Annotated in this window: 11 protein-coding genes; 10 read left to right on the top strand and 1 reads right to left on the bottom strand. The window is 55.2% G+C overall.

The genetic code is table 11. From position 1 onward, the window contains the following. Positions 1 to 10: 10 nt before the first annotated feature. From MKX63_RS12205 to MKX63_RS12230, 6 genes are all read left to right on the top strand, one after another. Positions 11 to 472 carry a hypothetical protein gene (locus MKX63_RS12205; protein WP_341017329.1) on the top strand — a complete coding sequence of 154 codons (462 nt, stop codon included), beginning with the start codon at positions 11 to 13 and terminating at the stop codon, positions 470 to 472. Positions 473 to 1,256: 784 nt separating this feature from the next. After that, on the top strand, positions 1,257 to 2,516 hold the full coding sequence (gene hisS / locus MKX63_RS12210; RefSeq protein WP_341017330.1) for a histidine--tRNA ligase: 1,260 nt from the start codon (positions 1,257 to 1,259) through the stop codon (positions 2,514 to 2,516). Positions 2,517 to 2,566: 50 nt separating this feature from the next. Next, positions 2,567 to 4,345 carry an aspartate--tRNA ligase gene (gene aspS, locus MKX63_RS12215; protein ID WP_341017331.1) on the top strand — a complete coding sequence of 593 codons (1,779 nt, stop codon included), beginning with the start codon at positions 2,567 to 2,569 and terminating at the stop codon, positions 4,343 to 4,345. A gap of 76 nt (positions 4,346 to 4,421) precedes the next feature. Then, positions 4,422 to 5,180: a tRNA threonylcarbamoyladenosine dehydratase gene (locus MKX63_RS12220; protein ID WP_341017332.1), complete on the top strand. Its 759-nt coding sequence runs from the start codon at positions 4,422 to 4,424 to the stop codon at positions 5,178 to 5,180. Positions 5,181 to 5,285: 105 nt separating this feature from the next. Continuing rightward, positions 5,286 to 6,587 (top strand): NCS2 family permease, encoded by a 1,302-nt coding sequence (locus tag MKX63_RS12225; protein WP_341017334.1) that lies wholly within the window; start codon positions 5,286 to 5,288, stop codon positions 6,585 to 6,587. A 265-nt stretch (positions 6,588 to 6,852) separates the two neighbouring features. Continuing rightward, positions 6,853 to 9,066: a HelD family protein gene (locus tag MKX63_RS12230; RefSeq protein WP_341017335.1), complete on the top strand. Its 2,214-nt coding sequence runs from the start codon at positions 6,853 to 6,855 to the stop codon at positions 9,064 to 9,066. Positions 9,067 to 9,503: 437 nt separating this feature from the next. Here the strand turns inward: MKX63_RS12230 and MKX63_RS12235 are convergent, their stop codons facing one another. Then, positions 9,504 to 11,519, bottom strand: coding sequence for a methyl-accepting chemotaxis protein (locus tag MKX63_RS12235; RefSeq protein WP_341017336.1), 2,016 nt, complete (start codon positions 11,517 to 11,519; stop codon positions 9,504 to 9,506). A 614-nt stretch (positions 11,520 to 12,133) separates the two neighbouring features. Between MKX63_RS12235 and MKX63_RS12240 the strand changes: the two genes are divergently transcribed. The 4 genes from MKX63_RS12240 (at position 12,134) to MKX63_RS12255 (ending at position 20,263) form a co-directional block, all read left to right on the top strand. Beyond that, positions 12,134 to 12,424, top strand: coding sequence for a CD3324 family protein (locus MKX63_RS12240; RefSeq protein ID WP_209987564.1), 291 nt, complete (start codon positions 12,134 to 12,136; stop codon positions 12,422 to 12,424). A 158-nt stretch (positions 12,425 to 12,582) separates the two neighbouring features. Continuing rightward, positions 12,583 to 13,887, top strand: coding sequence for a replication-associated recombination protein A (locus tag MKX63_RS12245; RefSeq protein ID WP_341017337.1), 1,305 nt, complete (start codon positions 12,583 to 12,585; stop codon positions 13,885 to 13,887). Positions 13,888 to 14,530: 643 nt separating this feature from the next. Further along, on the top strand, positions 14,531 to 17,266 hold the full coding sequence (locus MKX63_RS12250; RefSeq protein WP_341017338.1) for a glycoside hydrolase family 9 protein: 2,736 nt from the start codon (positions 14,531 to 14,533) through the stop codon (positions 17,264 to 17,266). 36 nt (positions 17,267 to 17,302) lie between these two features. After that, on the top strand, positions 17,303 to 20,263 hold the full coding sequence (locus MKX63_RS12255) for a glycoside hydrolase family 48 protein (RefSeq protein ID WP_445323520.1): 2,961 nt from the start codon (positions 17,303 to 17,305) through the stop codon (positions 20,261 to 20,263). The last annotated feature ends 127 nt before the right edge of the window (positions 20,264 to 20,390 follow it).

The raw sequence follows: 20,390 nt of genomic DNA on the forward strand, positions 1-20,390 counted from the left end.
GGGATTTACAATGACAAGAAGAATCCAGGCCTATTTCAGTACAGAAGATGCAGCGGAAGGTGCTAAGACTTCTTTGATTCCTTACGGTGTAGACGGGATTGAGGTGTCGGCTTTAACCGACCCATTGGATAATGGAGTAAATAACCGTCGTAACATTCTGATTCCGCTGGGGTCCACCAATACTGCTTCAACAGGTGCCGGGGGCGTGTACGCTGCCGGAGGTGCAACGGGTATGGGTTCCGGTGCGGCCATTGTCCCCGCAGTTGCAGCAGATGATAATTTGAATCGTACGGATGAAGTACGTGCCGATGAAGTACGTACGGAGGGCGAAGTGCATAGAGGGGAAGAGCTGACAAGCAGCGACCTGGAGCACCTGCATTATGTCATGGATCTCAAGGTAGCAGATAATCATTACAACGAGGTTGTTGAGGTGCTGCGCGGCAAGCAGGCCTATGTAGAGATTTTTGATTAAAAAGGCAAGCGGAATCACTGCCGGTATACAGTTCATTTCAGCTCCAGCCCTCTGGTATAGAGAGGCTGGAGCTGTTTTATATGCAGCATAAAAGAGAGGACGGCAGGATAGGTGTAGACAGGAGCATGGGGATGGTGTAACCTATGGATTAGCATGACAGCGGGGATTTGAACGGCTTGGTGAAACGCTTTCTTTTCTGTAATGCAACTGTAACACTACATACATGATTCCTTAATATAGCGTGTTTATAATAGAAGCATGACCCCCTTTTTTATAATATATGATGATGGACCTGCAGCAATCGGCTGCAGGTCACTTTTTTATTTTAAAGGTTCACACTAATTCAATCCTTGACTTTAGCGCAGTGGTTCAGTAGAATCTAACAGTATAGGTAAGTTTATATTGTTTTGATGACGGGACCAAGTAATCCGTAACCCACAACCCCAGAGAGGAATCCCGCAGATCATGGCTGTCGTCCAGGTAAGAAGGACCGTATACTGATCCGCAAGGCTGTAAGGATTCTGTTGATGAACGGACGAATGACCTCCCCGAGAACGCACGGCGAACGCAGGCAGCAGGATTGCCTACAGTCAGTAGCCGGATGCGCGTAGGCGGGCGTTAACCGCTTAGAGCGGAGCTTAGGCAGAGCAAGTTGCTAAGCCCGGAATGTGGGTGGTACCACGGGTGAATTATTGGTTATGATAATCCCTCGTCCCTGTTTGTAATTGAACAGGGATGAGGGATTTTTTGCTGTTTTTAGGGGTTATTTTCAGGAGGGATAGGCGTGGCTAAAGAAAGATTCGAGAAACCAACAGGTACACAGGATGTGCTGCCGGGTGCAGTAGAGAAATGGCAGGTCGTGGAGGCCAAGGCAAGAGAGCTGTGCCGCCGCTTCAATTACCGGGAGATTCGTACCCCGCTGTTCGAGCACACCGGGCTGTTCGAGCGCGGAGTCGGCGAAACAACGGATATTGTAGAAGGTGAGATGTATACCTTCAAGGACAAGGGCGACCGTGATCTGGCGCTTCGTCCCGAAGGGACAGCAGGCGTGGTACGTGCGTATGTCCAGAACAAGCTATACGGTGAGCCGGATGTCAGCAAGCTGTATTACATCGGACCGATGTTCCGTTATGAACGTCCGCAGGCCGGCAGATACCGCCAGTTCCATCAGTTCGGCATCGAGGCCTTCGGCGCGGTGGACCCGGCGATTGATGCTGAAGTCATCTCACTGGGGTACCAGTTCTATATTGATCTGGGGCTGAAGGATGTGCGGGTAGAGCTGAATTCGGTCGGCAACGCGCCGAGCCGTGCGGCTTACCGCGAGAAGCTGCTGGATTTCCTGAGACCGATGAGAGAGAGCCTGTGCAGCGACTGCCAGCGGCGGATGGAGCGCAACCCGCTGCGTGTGCTGGACTGCAAGGTCGATCAGGACAAGTTCGGCGGAGCGCCTTCTATTCTGGATAGTCTGGATGAAGAGTGTACAGAGCATTTTGCGAAGGTGAAAGGTCATCTTGATGTGATGGGTGTGGAATACAGCATCAACCCACGCCTGGTGCGCGGCCTTGATTATTACACGCATACGGCGTTTGAGTATAAAGCGGCAGGCATTGGCTCCATTGACACGGTGGGCGGCGGCGGCCGGTACAACGGTCTGGTCGAGGAGATCGGCGGGCCGGATCAGCCGGGTATCGGGTTCGGGATTGGCCTGGAGCGGATTCTGCTGATTCTGGAGAATCAGGGTGTCGAGCTGGAAGCGGCGAAGCCGCTGGATGTGTACTTCGTTGCACTGGGCGAAGCAGCAGATCTGGAGATTACGAAGCAGCTGTTCCGTCTGCGCAGCCTTGGATTCTCTGCGGAGCGCGATTACCTGGGACGCAAGATGAAGGCGCAGATGAAGTCGGCGGACCGCATGTCAGCCCGGTATACGGCGATTCTCGGTGAAGACGAGCTGAATAACGGCGTCATCGCGCTCAAGTCGATGGAGACCGGCGAGCAGCGGACGGTGAAGCTGGACGAGCTGGCAGAGGCGCTGATTCAGAATTAAGCGAGCAGGCGAGCATATGTAATTTTAAACATGAAGGGGTAGGATATAAGATGACCAGAAGTCATAACTGTGGCCAATTAACGACAGCGAGCATCGGTGAGAAAGTAACATTGAACGGTTGGGTGCAGACCCGCCGTGACCTTGGAGGCGTGCTGTTCATTGATCTGCGCGACCGCACAGGGATTGTACAGATTGTATTCAACCCTGACTATTCCGGTGAAGCGCTGCAGATTGCCGATAAGGTACGCAGTGAATATGTGCTGTCCGTGACGGGTACTGTGGTTAAGCGCGATGAGGAGACCATCAACCGCAATCTGCCGACCGGTGAGATCGAAGTGCAGATTACAGACATCGAAGTGCTGAATGCGGCTAAGACACCTCCGTTCTTCATCGAAGACGGGGTGGAAGTAGACGAATCCCTGCGCATGAAATACCGTTACCTGGATCTGCGCCGTCCGGAGATGCACAAGACGCTGCTGCTTCGTTCCAAGTCGGCTAAGATCTTCCGCGATTTCCTCGACAATGAGGGCTTCATCGATGTAGAAACGCCGATTCTGACCAAAAGCTCGCCGGAAGGCGCACGTGACTATCTCGTGCCAAGCCGTGTGCATGAAGGGGAATTCTTCGCGCTTCCGCAGTCGCCGCAGATCTACAAGCAGCTGCTGATGGTTGGCGGCATCGAGCGTTATTACCAGATGGCCCGCTGCTTCCGCGATGAGGACCTGCGCGCTGACCGCCAGCCAGAATTCACACAATTCGATATTGAGACCTCGTTCATGCCGCAGGATGAGCTGCTGGCGATGATGGAGAAGCTCATGCAGCGCCTGCTGAAGGAGACGGTGGGAGTAGAGGTATCCGCACCGTTCCAGCGGCTGACGTATGCCGAAGCAATCGGCAAATACGGCTCTGACAAGCCGGACCTGCGCTTTGGCCTGGAGCTGGTAGAGATGAATGATATCGTAGCTGAGAGCGGTGTGAAGGTGTTCGCTTCCGTGATTGAGAAGGGCGGGGAAGTGAAATGTCTGAACGCCAAGGGCTGCGGCACATGGACCCGTAAGGAGATTGACGATCTTGGACCATATGCTGCCCGTTACGGGGCCAAGGGTCTGGCCTGGATTCAGGTCAAAGACGGCGAGTTCAAGGGACCGATTGTGAAGTTCTTCTCCGAGGAAGAAATCGCTGCCGTGAAGGAGCGCACAGGTGCCGAGGATGGCGACCTGCTGCTCTTCTCCGCTGATACCAAGAAGGTGGTAGCCGATGTGCTTGGTGCTCTGCGTCTGAAGATTGGCCGTCAGCTTGGTCTGATCGACGACAGTGTGTTCAAATTCGCCTGGGTAACGGAATTCCCGCTGCTCGGCTACGATGAGGATCAGAAGCGTTATGTGGCTGAGCATCACCCGTTCACACGCCCGATGGATGAAGACCTGCATCTCTTCGATACCGATCCGGGGGCCATCCGCGCACAGGCGTATGACCTGGTGCTTAACGGCTACGAGGTAGGCGGTGGTTCCCAGCGTATCTACAAGCGTGACGTTCAGGAGAAAATGTTCAATGCACTCGGCTTCTCGCAGGAGCTGGCTTATGAGAAATTCGGCTATCTGATGGATGCCTTTGAATACGGCACGCCTCCGCATGGCGGCATCGCGTTTGGCTTCGACCGTCTGATTATGCTGCTGGCGGGCCGCACGAACCTGCGTGAGACCATTGCCTTCCCTAAGACGGCAAGTGCAACGGACCTGCTGATGGATGCCCCATCCCCGGTGGATGCGGGACAACTGGAGCAGCTGCACATCAAGCTGGCACCGAAACCGGAGAAAGAAAAGAAATAAATCAACTATGGACTGACGGGGCGCACCAATAGAGCAGAGGGACGTCCCGGAAGCCTTGCCCAAGGAGGCTGGCATCATGCTGAATCAGTTCTCGCGTACGGAGCTGGCGATCGGGCCGGAGGGCCTGGAGATTATGAAGAACAGCACAGTGGCTGTGCTGGGGATCGGCGGAGTCGGCGCCATGGCGGCGGAAGCGCTGGCCCGGACCGGCATCGGCCGGATTATTCTGATTGATAAGGATTCGGTGGATATTACCAACATCAACCGCCAGCTTCATGCGCTGACCACGACCATCGGCCAGAATAAAACGGATCTGATGGTAGACCGCATCAAGCTGATCAACCCGGAATGCGAAGCGATTGCGCTGAATATGTTCTACACCGAAGAGACGTATGAGGAGCTGTTCAAATACAAGCTGGACTATGTAATTGACGCTTCGGATACGATTATTTATAAGATTCACTTGATCAAGGAATGTCTGGCCCGGAAGATCCCAATGATCTCCAGTATGGGTGCGGCCAACAAGATGGACCCGACCCGCTTCCAGGTCGCCGACATCTCCAAGACCAGCATGGACCCTATTGCCCGGGTGATCCGCACCAGACTGCGCAAGGAAGGCATTAAGAAGGGCGTGAAGGTGGTCTTCTCCACCGAGAAGCCTGTGAAGCCGCGCGAGGATGTGACGGAGCAGATCGTGCCTGCGAATGCGCCGGACCGGCGCAAGGCGAAGCAGCCTCCGGCCAGTACTTCTTTTGTACCCCCTGTAGTCGGCCTGATTATGGTCAGTGTAACGGTACGGGATTTGCTCGAAACGGGCGGCATTACATTTGAATGAATGCTATCAGGTAAAAGGGTGTGTAGCCGGCTTCCGGCTATATGCCCTTTTATTACGGAGATATACATGGCATCCTATGAGAAGAACTTAAGTGGAGGTTGTAACATGAAATCGAATATTTGGCGGAATAGTGTGGGAATGGAGCCGGGCGACAACTGGAAGCAGGAATGGGCGGCCGGTATCCTGTCGTATTTCGCTTCGGTATATATTGTAATGGTTAATGCGGCGATCCTGGCAGATGCAGGCATGCCGCTGCGGGCCGGGATGGTTGCCACGCTGCTGACAGCGGTGACGGGCTGTCTGCTGATGGCTTTTGGCGGCAAAACGCCGATTATCGTCGTCCCGGGCATGGGGATCAATGCCTTTTTCACCTATACGCTGGTGCATTCTATGAAGCTGGATTGGCGCGAGGCGCTGGCGGTGGTGGTGGTGACCGGGGTGCTGTTTGCCATTGTGGCCTTCACCTCGCTCTACCGCATTCTCAGCGATGCGATTCCCCATAATCTGCAGCATGCGATCACCGTCGGCATCGGGCTGTTCCTGACCTTCATCGGCCTGCAAAAAAGCGGGATTGTCATTGCCCACGCCACCACCTTCGTCGCCATCGGGCATTTCAGTGATCCTGCGGTCATTACCTCGGTGGTGACGCTGCTGCTGGCGCTGGTGCTGTTCATCCGGGGCACACGCGGCGGTCTGCTGATCAGTATGCTCGTGGGCACAGGTCTTGCCTATCTGCTGGGGGCCGCCCATGCGCCGAAGAATACAGAGCCGGGACATGTGTTCAGCGGTTACGGCAGCGTGTTCGCCAGTATGGACTGGAGCGGCTTCGTCAGCCTTGTCTTCTGGATTGCCGTCTTCCTGCTGCTGCTGATTGTGGTGTTTGAGAATATCGGCCTGATCTCTTCCCAGACGCTGATGGCAGGACGTCCGGAACGCTTCAAAAGCAGTCTGCGGGCGCTGTCGCTCGCCAACATCGCGGCAGGTCTGTTCGGCAGCAGCCCGGTGGTCGCCGCTGCCGAATCCACCGCCGGAATTGCGGCAGGAGGCCGCTCCGGCTTAACTTCACTCGTCACCGGCCTGCTGTTCGGGGCGACCTTCCTGTTCATCCCGCTGCTGGCTTATGTGCCGGACAGCGCGATTGCGCCGATTCTGATCGTAATCGGCGGGCTGATGGTGCAGAATGTGCGCGAGATGGATCTCGGCGACATGACGGAGCTGTTCCCGGCCTTCCTGGTCATGGTGATGATTCCCTTCACCTACAGCATCGTGGACGGCATGGCGTTTGGCTTCATCACCTATCCGCTGGTGAAGCTGGCTACCGGCAAAGGCAAAGAGGTTCCTCCTGCCTTGTACGGTATTGCCGGGCTGTTCATTGCGAACTTCGTGCTGCATGCGCTGATGGGCTGACGGCTAAGGTGGAAGGGGGGCTCCTTTTCCCTCTTCCTCTTATCCGCAGCTTGGGCAGTTGCTAGAAATATATGGCTTTCCCTATCCTGTTGTGATAAGATGGACTGCTCACACAACTTAAGGTGCATGCTTCCGAAGCGAGTTATGCTCGTAGTGATTCAGGAAGCGAATGCCCGCATAACTAAGCGTATGCTTCCGAAGCAGTTTTGCGCGAAGAAAAGTCGGGTGAAGTGATGCCCGCAAAACTTTTAGGAGGTAACTGAAATTGGAAGACAACTTTCAAAGTGCCTATCAAGAGGAAGAAGACAGGCTGAACCACGTGCTGACAGAGATTGATTCCACCCTTGAGCGGCTGCGCTCAACACCTGTGTACACGGGACACGATTATACCGAGCAGGTGCTGGAGGATTCAAGGGAACAGAGGCGCAAAGATCTTGCCAAGCTTAGGCAGGAGCCTTATTTCGGACGGCTTGATTTTCAGGGCAATGATGAGGAAGACCGCAAGGCACTCTATATCGGCAAAATCGGCGTAGACCGCGAGCAGGTAAGCGACCGTCCGCTTGTCATTGACTGGCGGGCACCGGTGGCAAGCCTGTTTTATTCTTTTACCGGAGGAACGGAAGCCGCCTCGTATGAAGCGCCGGACGGGCTGATTGAAGGGCTGGTCTATCTCAAGCGCAACGTTGTGATCCGCAAGCAGATCCTGGAGCGGGTGGCGGATACGTATAACCGTGACAGCGACGCGCCGGCGGTATCGGATGAATTCCTGGTCTACCGGCTGGGGGAGAACAAGGATAACCGGCTGCGGGATATCGTCTCCACGATTCAGGAGGAGCAGGACAAGATTATCCGGGCGGCCAAGAACACGGCGCTGATCATCCAGGGGGTCGCGGGAAGCGGCAAGACCACCGTCGCGCTGCACCGGCTGGCGTTCTTATTGTATCAATACAAGGAGCAGGTATCGGCGGAGAAAATGATTATTTTCGCCCCGAACCGCATGTTCCTGGACTATATTTCAGATGTGCTGCCGGAGCTGGGCGTCGGCAATATTGCCCAGAGCACGTTCCCGGACTGGGCGGCAGAGGTGCTGGGTGTGGACTTGCCGGAGCAGGATGCTTCGGAGGTCATGAGCCGCTGGTTCGAGACGGCCGGAGCGATGCCAGTCATTACGGAAGAGACCCCCGGGCGCTTCAAGGGCTCAACGGTGCTGATGAGCGTCATTGAATCCAGCGTCAAGCTGCTGGAGACCAGCGCTGTGCCGGAGGGCGATTTCAGCCCTTGGGACGGGGCGGTGCTGAGCCGCCAGGTGATTCTGCGCTGGCACAATGAGGAATACGCACCGTATCCTCCGGCGAAGCGCAAGGAACGGGTGATGGCGCGGCTTCACCGCTGGATCGAGATGGAGCTGAAGAAGAGCCCTTCGGCGGCTGCGCTGAAGGAGCGTAAGAAGAAGGGCACGGCACGTGAGAAGGCTTACAGCGCCAAGTGGCCGAAATACGAGCCGCTCGCCATCTACAAGCAGATCTTCCGGGCGGCGAAGACGCCGGAGGACTGGCCGGCAGGAGCGCCGGAAGAGATTCCGCCTGCCGTGCTGAAGGAGACCGTCAAGGAGCTGAAAAAGGGCATTCTGCGCGAAGAGGATCTGCCCCCGCTGCTCTATATCCATTATCTTCTGAACGGTAACGAAGGTACTGAGCGCTTTGACCATATTGTGATCGATGAAGCGCAGGATTTCTCCCCGTTCCAGATTGCCGTACTGGATCTGTATGTGAAGGGGCATTCCTTCACGATTCTGGGTGACCTGTCGCAGGGCATCCACGCTTACAAGGGAGTGCATGCGTGGAGAGAGATGCAGACGCTGTTCGCCGAAGAACACACTGCTTACCATGCACTTACCCGAAGCTACCGTTCAACGATGGAGATTATTGAGTTCGCTAACGGCATTCTGTCTGCGGGTGTAGGCAGTGAGCTGCTGGCCGTTCCGGTCTTCCGCAGCGGGAATCCTGTGCGGCTGATCTCCTATGAGGAGGATGTGCTGCCGGGAACGGCTGCTGCTGCTCCGGCGGACCAGCGGCTCAGCGCGGTTAAGAGCGCGCTGGCGCAGCTCTCCGGGCGCGAATACCGCACGGTGGCGGTATTGACCCGCAGCCTGCGGGAAGCCTCCGAGCTGTACGCTGAGCTCGCTGGTCAATTCGAGGATCTTCATCTGATTGACGGCAGCATCACGGAATACCGCGGCGGCTTGTCGATTCTGCCCGTCTACTTGTCCAAGGGACTGGAGTTCGATGCCGTCATTCTGGCAGATGCCGACAGTGACCATTATGGAGCGGCGGCCTGGGATGCGAAGCTGATGTATGTGGGCTGTACGCGTGCCCTGCATGAGCTGTGGCTGCTGCGCAGCGGAGCGCTTCCGTCCTACGTGCAGCTTAACACAGAGGAGACCGTCTCCGGCTGGCCGGAGCTTGAAGAGGGGAATTAAGACGTTCAGAGCGTATGAGGGATAACAGCGGGGAACTGTTGCGTCAAAAAGAGGGGTGCCGTTCAAAGCCGGATTGATGGCTTTGAACGGCACCCCTTGTTTGTTATTGTATAGGAAACTATAGTTTCCTCCTGCTGTGGATAAGGTGAATGTAAATTTGTGGCTAAGAGTTCTTTGAATGATTCGCACAGTGACTATGTTGCTGAATGTATGCGAAAAACAGCATACATTGAGCTCGCATGCAGGCGCATAGCCCGAATGTATGTGGAAAACAGCATACATTGAGCTCGCATGCAGGCGCATAGCCCGAATGTATGTGGAAAACAGCATACATTGAGCTCGCATGCAGGCGCATGTCCCGAATGTATGCGAAAAACAGCATACAATGTGCTCGCACGAAGGTAATCCTATTCAACCGCAGAGTGAATTTGTTCTCTTTAAGCCTTACCCTTCGCATCGAACTGGAACCGCTCCACCTGTCCCTGCATATCCGCAGCCATGCCGGAGAGTGCCGCAGAGGAGGAGGTGATTTCCTCCATCGAAGCAAGCTGCTCCTCGGTAGCTGCCGTTACGCTCTGGAAGGAGTCAAGCGCGGACCGGGCGATGGTAGCCATCTCCTGGACGGAGGCGGCTACTTCGGAGCTGCTGGCCGACATTTGCTCTGTAATGGCTGAGACTTCATGGATCTGCTCGCCGACCTGCCGTGTGGACTGCTCAATCTGCCGGAAGGCTTCGCTTGCCTCCAGCGTAAGCGCCATGCCCTGCTCCACATCCTCTGCCACCTTATGCTTCATTACATCATAAGCGCTGGCGATCAGGCCGACCATATCGGAGATGGTCTCCTGAATCTGTCCGGCACTGCTATTCGTAGCCTCCGATAGCTTGCGCACTTCACCGGCTACGACGGCGAAGCCCCGCCCGTGTTCTCCGGCCCGGGCCGCTTCGATACCGGCATTCAGCGACAGGAGATTGGTCTGCTTGGCAATGGCGGAGATCGCCGTGCTGGTCTCAGCGACCCGGGTGCTTAAGCCGTTAAGCTCAGCGATCAGGGTGCCGGACTGCTGCACCGATTCGCGGATCGTCTTCATCTGCTGCAGGGTCTCCTGCATTCTGGAGCTGCCGGTTGCGACATCCGTTTCCGTAAGCATAGCGGCACTCACAATTGCCTCTGAAGCGGAAGCGATTTTCTGGATACCGGTAGACATCTCCTCCATCGTTGTAGCGACTTCGGCGGAAGCATACGCCTGGGTCTCCACGCCCCGGGTGGATTCCTCCACCAGCTCTGTCACATACTCGACCGCCTTGCTGTTCTCAGCCGTGCTGGCTGTGAGCTGTTCACTGGCAGCGGCGAGCTGGCCGGAGGTCTCGGCAACCTCCTGCACCATGGTGCGCAGTGAAGAGACCATTTCATTATAATTGCCGGCAAGCTGACCGATCTCATCCCTGCGGCTGGTCTGGACGAATTCATCCAGATATCCTTCGCTTACCCGCTTGGCCGAACGGTTCAGGCGTTCTACCGGCCCGGTAATCCGGCGGATAATCAGGAAGGTAATCACTGCAGCAAGCAGCAGCGCGACCACGAGAACGATAGCTGATTTGTACAGAATCGGGTAGACCGCTTTCGTGTATTCACTCTCCGGAAGCACTCCGGCCAGAGTGAAGCCGGTCAGATCATTGGTAATGTAGTATCCGTCCATTTGCGTATCGGCTGCCGTATCCTTGTAGGAGATTTTGCCCGCCGGGCCTTGCTTGGTTCCAGCCGTCATTGCGCCTGTGGCCTCTGAAGCAACCTCCATGGCAGGGTGGTAGATCACCTTGTTATTGCCGTCCAGGATGAAGACATATCCGCTGTCGCCCAGACTGACATTCTTCGCCAGCTCCATTAGCTCCTTCATGCTGATGCTGATTGTAATAGCACCTTTACCGTCCGGAAAAGCCTTGGAGACCGGTAGAATGTAGCTGTTCGTTACTTTGGAGAAAATGGGATTAATTACCGATGTTTTGTCCGGAGTCTTAAGTGCATCTATGTACCAATCGCGTATCCGGGGATCATAATTGTCCAGCTTGGAATCCGGCGCGAACATGTATTTCCCGTCCTCGTTGCCTATCGCCACGATATCTACCTCAGGATGCTCGAGCTTGAAGTTGTCGATCAGCTTGCGCAGCTGTGGAGAGTTGTTCGTCAGCCCGGCGCTGCTCATCTCGTACGCCAGCTCATTCACTGCGGCACTCTCCAGCAGGATCAGCTGCGACAGTGTTTTATCCAGGAGGTGGATGCTTGAACGTGTGGTGTCTTCCATTTTGGAGCGCAGAGCCGATTCTGAGGTTTGTGTTGATATAGCCACCAGAGCCAGTGAGGGCAGCACAATAGCTGTAATGATAAGCAGCATCAGTTCAGTTCTGAGCTTCGTGATACGAAATAGGTGCTTTCGGGTTTTTTTCGGTGTTGGCATGGAAGTTCCTCCTGAATTTCTGAATGGATGGCGGTTAAAATTTATTTCCATATCTCGAAGTAACTAGATATTTTAATATATATTTCGACAGAGATCGACTAAATAATTAGTTTTTCGTCAAAAAAATTAACTCGCATTCTTCCCGGTTTCTTCCTCGTTCCAAGTAGTACGCGCGCCAGCCTTTCAGGTGGAGAACGATTATAACTATTCTTGAACTTGTAACCCCGGGCGGCCTGTGGCTTAATAATAAGTGTCCGGCCGGGCAAGATTACTTCTGGAAGGAGGCTGAAGATATGTTTTCAGAATACGAGGTGGTTTCCGTCTAAGACGGAAACCTGTTTAGGGGGAGGCCGCGAGGCCTCCTTATGTATAACGAGCGAACACGAGCGGATATGTAATTCCGGTTACTATATTATATAGAATGTTACTGACCAACCACTGACAGATTGCTGCTGATTTATAATGAATGTAGACGATAACCGCAGGGTTTAATATAATGAATTTAGGTGATTTACCAAATTTGAGGAGAAGAAAGGAGGCAGGTGGAATGATTATTCAGAACAGTACAGTGATCGGACTGAACGGAATACACCTGTTGAAGGAGGAAATTGAACGTGAGTTACGTCAATGGAAAGGATGTGCTCCCCCCGGGGCTGCTCGAAGAGCTGCAGGGTTACATACAGGGTGAGCTGTTATACATCCCGAAGAAAGCGGAAGAACGGGTGAGATGGGGCGAGAACAGCGGCTCCCGGCAAGAGATTGCTGCCCGCAACGAAGAGATCTTCTGTAGTCACAGCAGCGGCTGCTCGGTGAACGAGCTGCAGAAGAGATATCACTTATCCGAAGAAAGCATCCGCAAGATTATTTCCAAAATGCGGCAGATGCGGCTGGCGATGAACCGCTAGTCTGGAACGTATATGAGTTCTAATTCTAGAACAAAGAGCATGGCTCCCGCCGGTGGCGGCGGGGTCATGCTCTTTTTAACGACCGCTACAGGTATGGTATGATAGGAGAAGTGTATGTATTCTATCGAAATCTTAGATGATAGCAAGGAAGTGTAGGGATGGATTTATTCTCGCAGGGTGAAGACAACGGGAGCGGACGGCTGCTTGCAGACCGGATGCGGCCCGGCAATCTGGATGAATATATCGGACAGGAGCATATTGTAGGCAGGGGCAAGCTGCTGCGCAGAGCGATTGAAGCGGATCAGGTCTCTTCTATCCTGCTCTACGGGCCTCCGGGCTGCGGCAAAACCACTCTGGCCCATATCATATCGCATCACACCCAAGGTGAATTCGTGCGGCTGAATGCGGTGGAGGCTTCGGTGAAGGATGTGCGGGAGGTCATTGAACGCGCACAGAGCAATAAGGCGCTGTACGGCTCGAAGACGATTCTGTTCCTGGACGAGGTACACCGCTTCAACAGCTCCCGGCAGGATGCGCTGCTGCCGGCCGTGGAGAAGGGGACGATTACCTTCATCGGTGCGACAACGGAGAACCCGTTCCATTACGTGAATGGGGCCTTGATGAGCCGCTCGACACTGTTTCAGCTGGAGTCCCTGACAAGCGAACATAGCCTGATTGCGATGAAGCGGGCGCTTGCTGACGATCAGCGGGGGCTCGGCTTCATGGACCTGAAGGCTGATGAAGACGCGCTGCTGCATATCGCCGCCATGGCGAACGGCGATATCCGCCGGGCCTTGAATGCTCTGGAGCTGGCGGCGATGACTACGGCGCCGGAGCGTGACGGCAGCGTGCATATTACGCTTGCGGTGGCGGAGGAGTCGATCCGCCGCCCGATTGTGAAGGCGGACGAGTCGACGCAGTACGACGTGCTGTCCGCTTTTCACAAAAGCATCCGCGGCTCCAGTGACGCCGCCCTGTTCTGGTTCCTCTACGCGGTGGAGAAGCTTGGCATGGACCCGATGACCTTCATCCGCCGACTGATCGCGGCCAGCAGCGAGGATATCGGCCTGGCGAACCCGCAAGCGATGGTCCAGGCAGTCAGCGCGCTGGATGCCTACCGCAATAACGGCTGGCCGGAGGCCAAGCTGAATATCGCGCAGGCGATTCTGTTCGCCGTAGAGAGCCCGAAATCAGACGGGGTAGTGACCGCTATCGCGAACGTCATGAACAGTCTGGAGGATCTGAAGTCGGCCGAGGTGCCGCTGCATTTACGGGATACGCACTATAAAGGTGCGGCCCAGCTGGGCCATGAGGGCTACCAGTATCCGCATAACTTCCCCGGCCATTATGTGAAGCAGGACTATCTGCCGAAGGCAATCTCCCGCAAGGTCTTCTATCAGGCCACCGAGCAGGGCAATGAGGCGAAGATCCGCCATAACCAGCAGCTGCGGCGCGGGCAATAGCTCTGTACCACCGTATGTATTTCATACGGTGGTTTTTTTGTGCGTGCAAGTATTTGCGGACTGTCGAACACAATGCGCCAGATGAGCCTGTGCGGGCCGGATGTAATCGGAAAACCGATCACAATGAGCGTGCTGGAGGCGAGTGGGCGGAATGTAATCGAAAAACCGATCACAATGCGCAGGATGGGGGCACGCAGGCCGGATGTAATCGAAAAACCAATCACATTGGGCATGGCGGAGGCGAGTGGGCGGAATGTAATCGAAAAACCGATCACAATGGGCGTGGCGGAGGCGAGAGGGCGGAATGTAATCGGAAAACCGATCACAATGCGCAGGACGAATGTATGTAAGCGAATTTGCAGGCGAACAGGAACAACCCTGCAGGCGATAAATATGATAGAAATAGAAATATTTTGGCAAAAAAACCGGTATCCTCAGAAAATTGTAATGTAAATATATAGAATTAATTTACTATATGTGGTATATGTGTAGGTAGAGGTATTTTACCTTAATTTGTAAGATAGAGGTGGTATATGGAACGTGCCTAAATATGATGTCTAATTATGGACACTGGGGAGGTATTTGTGCGTGCCTGAGTCCTGACGGACTGAAAAATCAAGAAATCGAAGGGAGATGAGCAAGGATGAGTCAAAGTAAACGGAAGACCGGCTGTATCGCTACACTAAGCCTGATGTTAGCCTTCACCATTGGTTCAGGGACGGCAGTCCGCCCGTCTGTCACCGAAGCGGCAAGCGCCGGATTTAATTATGCAGAGGCACTGCAGAAATCGATCTATTTCTACGAGGCCCAGCGCTCGGGTGAACTGCCGGCGGACAACCGCGTGGAATGGAGAGGCGACTCGGGGCTGCAGGATGGTGCCGATGTCGGCCATGACCTGACGGGAGGCTGGTACGACGCAGGAGATCATGTCAAATTCGGCTTTCCGATGGCGTATACTGCGACCATGCTGGCATGGTCGGTCTATGAATACAAGGATGGTTACGTGCAGTCCGGGCAGCTGGATGAGATTCTGGACAATATCCGCTGGGCCACAGACTATTTTGTGAAAGCGCATACTGCACCGAATGAGCTGTGGGGACAGGTGGGTAACGGCACGGCGGACCATAACTGGTGGGGACCGGCGGAGGTCATGCCTATGGCGCGCCCGGCCTACAAGATTGATGCTGCACATCCCGGCTCGGATCTGGCTGGTGAGACTGCCGCCGCCCTTGCCTCGGCTTCCATTATTTTCAGGGATTCAGATCCCGCTTATGCGGACAAGCTCCTGCTGCATGCCAAGCAATTATACAATTTTGCCGATACGTACCGGGGGGCTTACTCCGATACCATCACGGACGCCAAGCAGTATTACAATTCATGGAGCAGCTATGCCGATGAATTAAGCTGGGGCGGTGTCTGGCTATACCTGGCGACCGGTGAGCAGACCTATCTGGACAAGGCGGTTGCCGCCAGTGAACTGTGGGGCACCAACCAGGCCGGTGACTGGGGCTACCAATGGACCCAATCCTGGGATGACAAGCATTACGGGGCACAGCTCCTGCTGTCCCGCATCACCGAGGACCCCAAGTTCATCCAGTCCACGGAACGCAATATGCAGTTCTGGACGACCGGGGTGAACGGCACCTCTGACCGGGTAACGTATACTCCAGGCGGGCTGGCCCATCTGGATCAATGGGGGGCGCTGCGGTATGCAGCCAACCATGCTTTCCTTGCTTTTGTCTATGCAGACTGGGTGACTGATCCGGTGAAAAAGAATACCGCCCAGGCCTTCGCAGAGCGCCAGATTAACTATATGCTGGGCGACAATCCGCGTAATAGCAGCTATGTTATCGGCTACGGCGCGAATGCACCTGAGCATCCTCACCACCGTACCTCACACGGCTCCTGGAGCGACAGCCAGACCACCCCGGCCAACCACCGGCATGTGCTTTACGGCGCACTCGTTGGCGGACCCTCCAAGACCGATGCGTACACAGATGCAATCAGCGATTATGTCTCTAATGAAGTTGCAACCGATTACAATTCAGCCTTTACCGGTTCTCTGGCCCGGATGATGATGCTTCACGGGCAGGGGCAGAGCCCGCTTGCGAACTTCCCTCCGGCCGAAACGCGTGAGGATGAGATGTTCACGGAGACTTCCGTGAATGCCAGCGGCAGCAATTTTGTGGAGATCCGCGCGGTTCTCAATAACCGTTCTGCATGGCCTGCCCGCTCCAGCAGCCAGCTGTCCTTCAACTACTATCTGGACATCAGCGAGGCTGTTGCTGCGGGATATGGTCCGGGCGATATCACGGTTAAGGCAGGGGGCTACAACCAGGGAGCCACTGTCTCCCAACTGCTGCCTTACGATGAAGCGAACCATATCTACTACACCAAAGTAGATTTCTCCGGCACCCCGATCTACCCGGGAGGACAGTCAGCTTACCGCAAGGAGGTTCAGTTCCGGATTGCCGGACCGCTGAACACCACCTTCTGGGACAACAGCAATGACTTCTCCTTCAAGGGAGTGGCCGCGAATGCTTCAGCGGCAACGAAGAACCCTTATATCCCGGTGTACGATGCAGGTGTCAAAGTGTACGGGGAGCTGCCTTCCGGCGGCGGAACGCCAGGTGAACCGCAGGTTCCGGGACGTCCGTCCGGCCTCCAGGCGGAGCCCGGCAATGCCAGCGTAGCCTTGAGCTGGAATGCAGTCAGCGGTGCGACGAAGTATACCGTCAAGCGCTCTCTGGTGAGCGGCGGACCGTACACTACAGTGGGTACGGCTACTTCAGCAGTCTACAGCGACAGCGGACTAACGAACGGAGTGGACTATTATTATGTGGTAACCGCTTCGAACAGCGTAGGGGAGAGTACAGCGTCCGTACAGGTGAGCGCCAAGCCGCGCGAGATTACAGTGCCTGCCGGCGCTCTGCGCGTGCAGTACCGTACCAATGATACCAGTCCCGGCGATTCACAGATCCGCAGCCAGTTCCGGATTATCAATACAGGAACCGAGGCCATTCCGCTCAGCGGTCTGAAGCTGCGTTACTATTACACTGTTGACGGGGACAAGCCGCAGGAATTCCATTGTGACTATGCAGCTGTCGGCAGCGGGAACCTGAACGGAAGCTTCGGGAAGCTTAGTGCACCTGTTACCCTGGCCGACTCTTATCTGGAGATTTCTTTTGCGGCAGGAGCAGGAAGCCTGGCGCCAGGGGCAGACAGCGGGGAGATTCAAGTGCGCTTCAACAAGTCAGACTGGACGGCCTACAATGAGAGCAATGACTATTCCTATGGCGGTACCCAGCAGACCTTCGCGGATTGGAACAAAGTCACCCTGTACCGTGGAGGAACACTTGTCTGGGGCCTCGAACCCTAAACCATACCAGAGAGGAAGTATGCCGAAATGATGAAGATGAAGCTAAGTTCATTCAAGAAACCGGCCTCCATAGTCATGACTGCCGTTCTGACCCTTTCCCTCACCAGCGGAATCCTAAGCTTCAGCCCTGGAACCGCCAAGGCGGCATCGGTGGAGAAGACCCGGTTCCTGCAATTGTATGACCAGCTGAAGGACCCGGCCAGCGGGTATTTCTCGGCTGAAGGCATCCCGTATCATGCGGTAGAGACCCTGCTCAGCGAGGCGCCCAACTATGGGCATATGACTACCTCCGAGGCCTATAGCTACTGGATGTGGCTTGAAGTGCTGTATGGCCATAACACCGGGGACTGGAGCAAGCTCGAATCAGCCTGGGATAACATGGAGAAATACATCATTCCAATTAATGAAGGCGACGGTGTGCAGGAGCAGCCGACGATGAGCAGCTACAACCCGAACAGCCCGGCCACCTACGCCTCGGAGCTCCCTCAGCCGGATCAGTATCCAAGTGCATTGAACGGCAAGTACACTCCGGGTAAGGACCCGCTCGATGCAGAGCTGAAGGCCACCTACGGCAATAACCAGACCTATCTGATGCACTGGCTGGTGGATGTGGACAACTGGTATGGGTTCGGCAACCTGCTGAATCCTAAGCACACCGCCAGCTATGTGAACACCTTCCAGCGCGGCGTGCAGGAATCGGTGTGGGAGGCGGTCTCCCATCCTTCGCAGGATAACAAGACCTTCGGCAAGCCGAATGAAGGCTTCATGAGCCTGTTCACCAAGGAAAATAGTGCGCCTTCCGCGCAGTGGCGTTACACGAATGCTACAGACGCCGATGCACGCGCTGTGCAGGCGATGTACTGGGCCAAGGATCTTGGCTATACCAATACGGTCTATCTGAACAAAGCCAAGAAAATGGGCGACTTCCTCCGTTACGGTATGTACGATAAGTACTTCCAGAAGGTTGGAAGTGCGGCTAACGGTTCGCCTCAGCCGGGAACCGGCAAGGATTCCAACCAGTACCTGATGGCCTGGTATACCTCCTGGGGCGGCGGTCTGGGCAGCGGCGGAGACTGGGCCTGGAGAATCGGCGCAAGCCATGCGCACCAAGGGTACCAGAATGTGGTTGCAGCCTATGCGCTGTCCACTGCAACTGCAGGGCTGGTTCCGTCTTCCGCTACAGCCGGAACGGATTGGAGCAAATCGCTGACCCGCCAATTGGAATTCTACAACTGGCTGCAATCCTCTGAAGGAGCGATTGCAGGCGGTGCCACCAACAGCTACGGCGGTTCTTACAGTGCTTATCCTGCCGGAGCCAGCACGTTCTACGGCATGCTCTACGATGAGGCACCTGTCTATCAGGACCCGCCATCCAACAACTGGTTCGGGATGCAGTCCTGGAGTATGGAGCGCGTAGCAGAGCTGTATTATATCCTGGCTTCCAGCGGGGATACCACCTCGGATAATTTCAAAATGGCCAAACGGGTCATTGAGAACTGGATTGACTGGTCTTCAGATTATGCTTTTGTAGGCAGCCGTCCCGTATCGGATGCCGCCGGCTATTATCTGGATCAGCAGGGCAACCGGATTCTGGGCGGAGCCAACCCGCAGGTGGCTACTGTGGCTGCACCGGGCGAATTCTGGATTCCGGGCAATGTAGAGTGGCACGGCCAGCCGGATACCTGGAACGGCTTCAGCTCTTTTAACGGCAACAGCAGCTTGAAGGCAGTGACCAAGGACCCAGGGCAGGATACCGGCGTACTGGGCAGCTATATCAAAGCCCTCACGTTCTTCGCCGCAGGGAACAAGGCAGAGCACGGCAACTACACTGCGCTCGGCGGAACCGCTTCGCAGCTGGCTAAGTCGATGCTGGATACCGCCTGGGGCTACAATGACGGCCTTGGAATTACCACTCTGGAGAAGCGTGCCGATTATTTCCGGTTCTTCACCAAAGAGGTCTATTTCCCGGCAGGCTGGAGCGGTACCTTCGGCCAGGGCAATACCATTCCGGGGAACGCGACAGTTCCATCTGACCCGGCTAAGGGCGGCAATGGAGTGTATGCGAGCTACACCGATATTCTCCCGAAAATCAAAAATGATCCCAAGTGGAGTTATCTCGAAGGAAAATACAATACTTCCTACAATAAAACCACCAAGACCTGGGACAATGGCGCGCCTGAGTTCACCTATCACCGCTTCTGGTCACAGGTGGACATGGCTACAGCCTACGCCGAATATGACCGGCTGATTAATAACGGCAGCGGCCCTATGCCGACAGCTACCCCTACAACCACGCCAACGGCCACTCCGACAGCTACACCAACACCGACAGCTACACCAACAACAGTGCCAACAGCCACACCGACAGCTACACCGACGGCTACACCGACAACAGTGCCAACGGCTACACCGACAACAGTGCCAACGGCTACACCGACAACAGTGCCAACGGCTACACCGACAGTCGCACCGACGGCTACACCGACAACAGTACCAACGGCTACACCGACAGTCGCACCAACCGCTACGCCTGCCGTAGGAAATCTGGTCGTTCAATACCGTACAACGGATACGAACGCCACCGACCCGCAGTTCCGTCCACAGCTGCGGATTGTCAATAATGGGACCACAGCGGTAGACCTCAGCAAGGTTAAGGTCCGGTATTACTACACGATTGACGGCGAGCGGGCACAGCAGTTCAATGTCGATTATGCGGCTCTCGGCGGCAGCAATGTGCTGGGCAGCTTCGTGAAGCTTGAATCTGCAGTTACAGGCGCAGACCATTATCTGGAAATCTCTTTCAGCGCCGGTGCCGGCAGTCTGGCAGCAGGTGCGAACACCGGCGAGATTCAACTGCGCATTAACAAGACCGACTGGAGTAATTACAATGAGGCTGACGATTACTCCTATGATGCAACCAAAACATCTTTCACAGACTGGAACCGGGTACCGCTGTATCTCAACGGTGTACTGGTCTGGGGTGTTCAGCCGCAATAAGACTGCCGCCCTGTGAGTCAGCCCCGGCGTGACTCTGTATCCTGCCCATCAATGACGAAGAACCTTCAACTCCACGCGCTGTGGTTTGAAGGTTCTTTTTTGGATGTACTAAGCAGCATGTATGCGA

This window comes from Paenibacillus sp. FSL R7-0179, from assembly GCF_038002265.1.
Taxonomy (GTDB): Bacteria; Bacillota; Bacilli; order Paenibacillales; family Paenibacillaceae; genus Paenibacillus_AQ.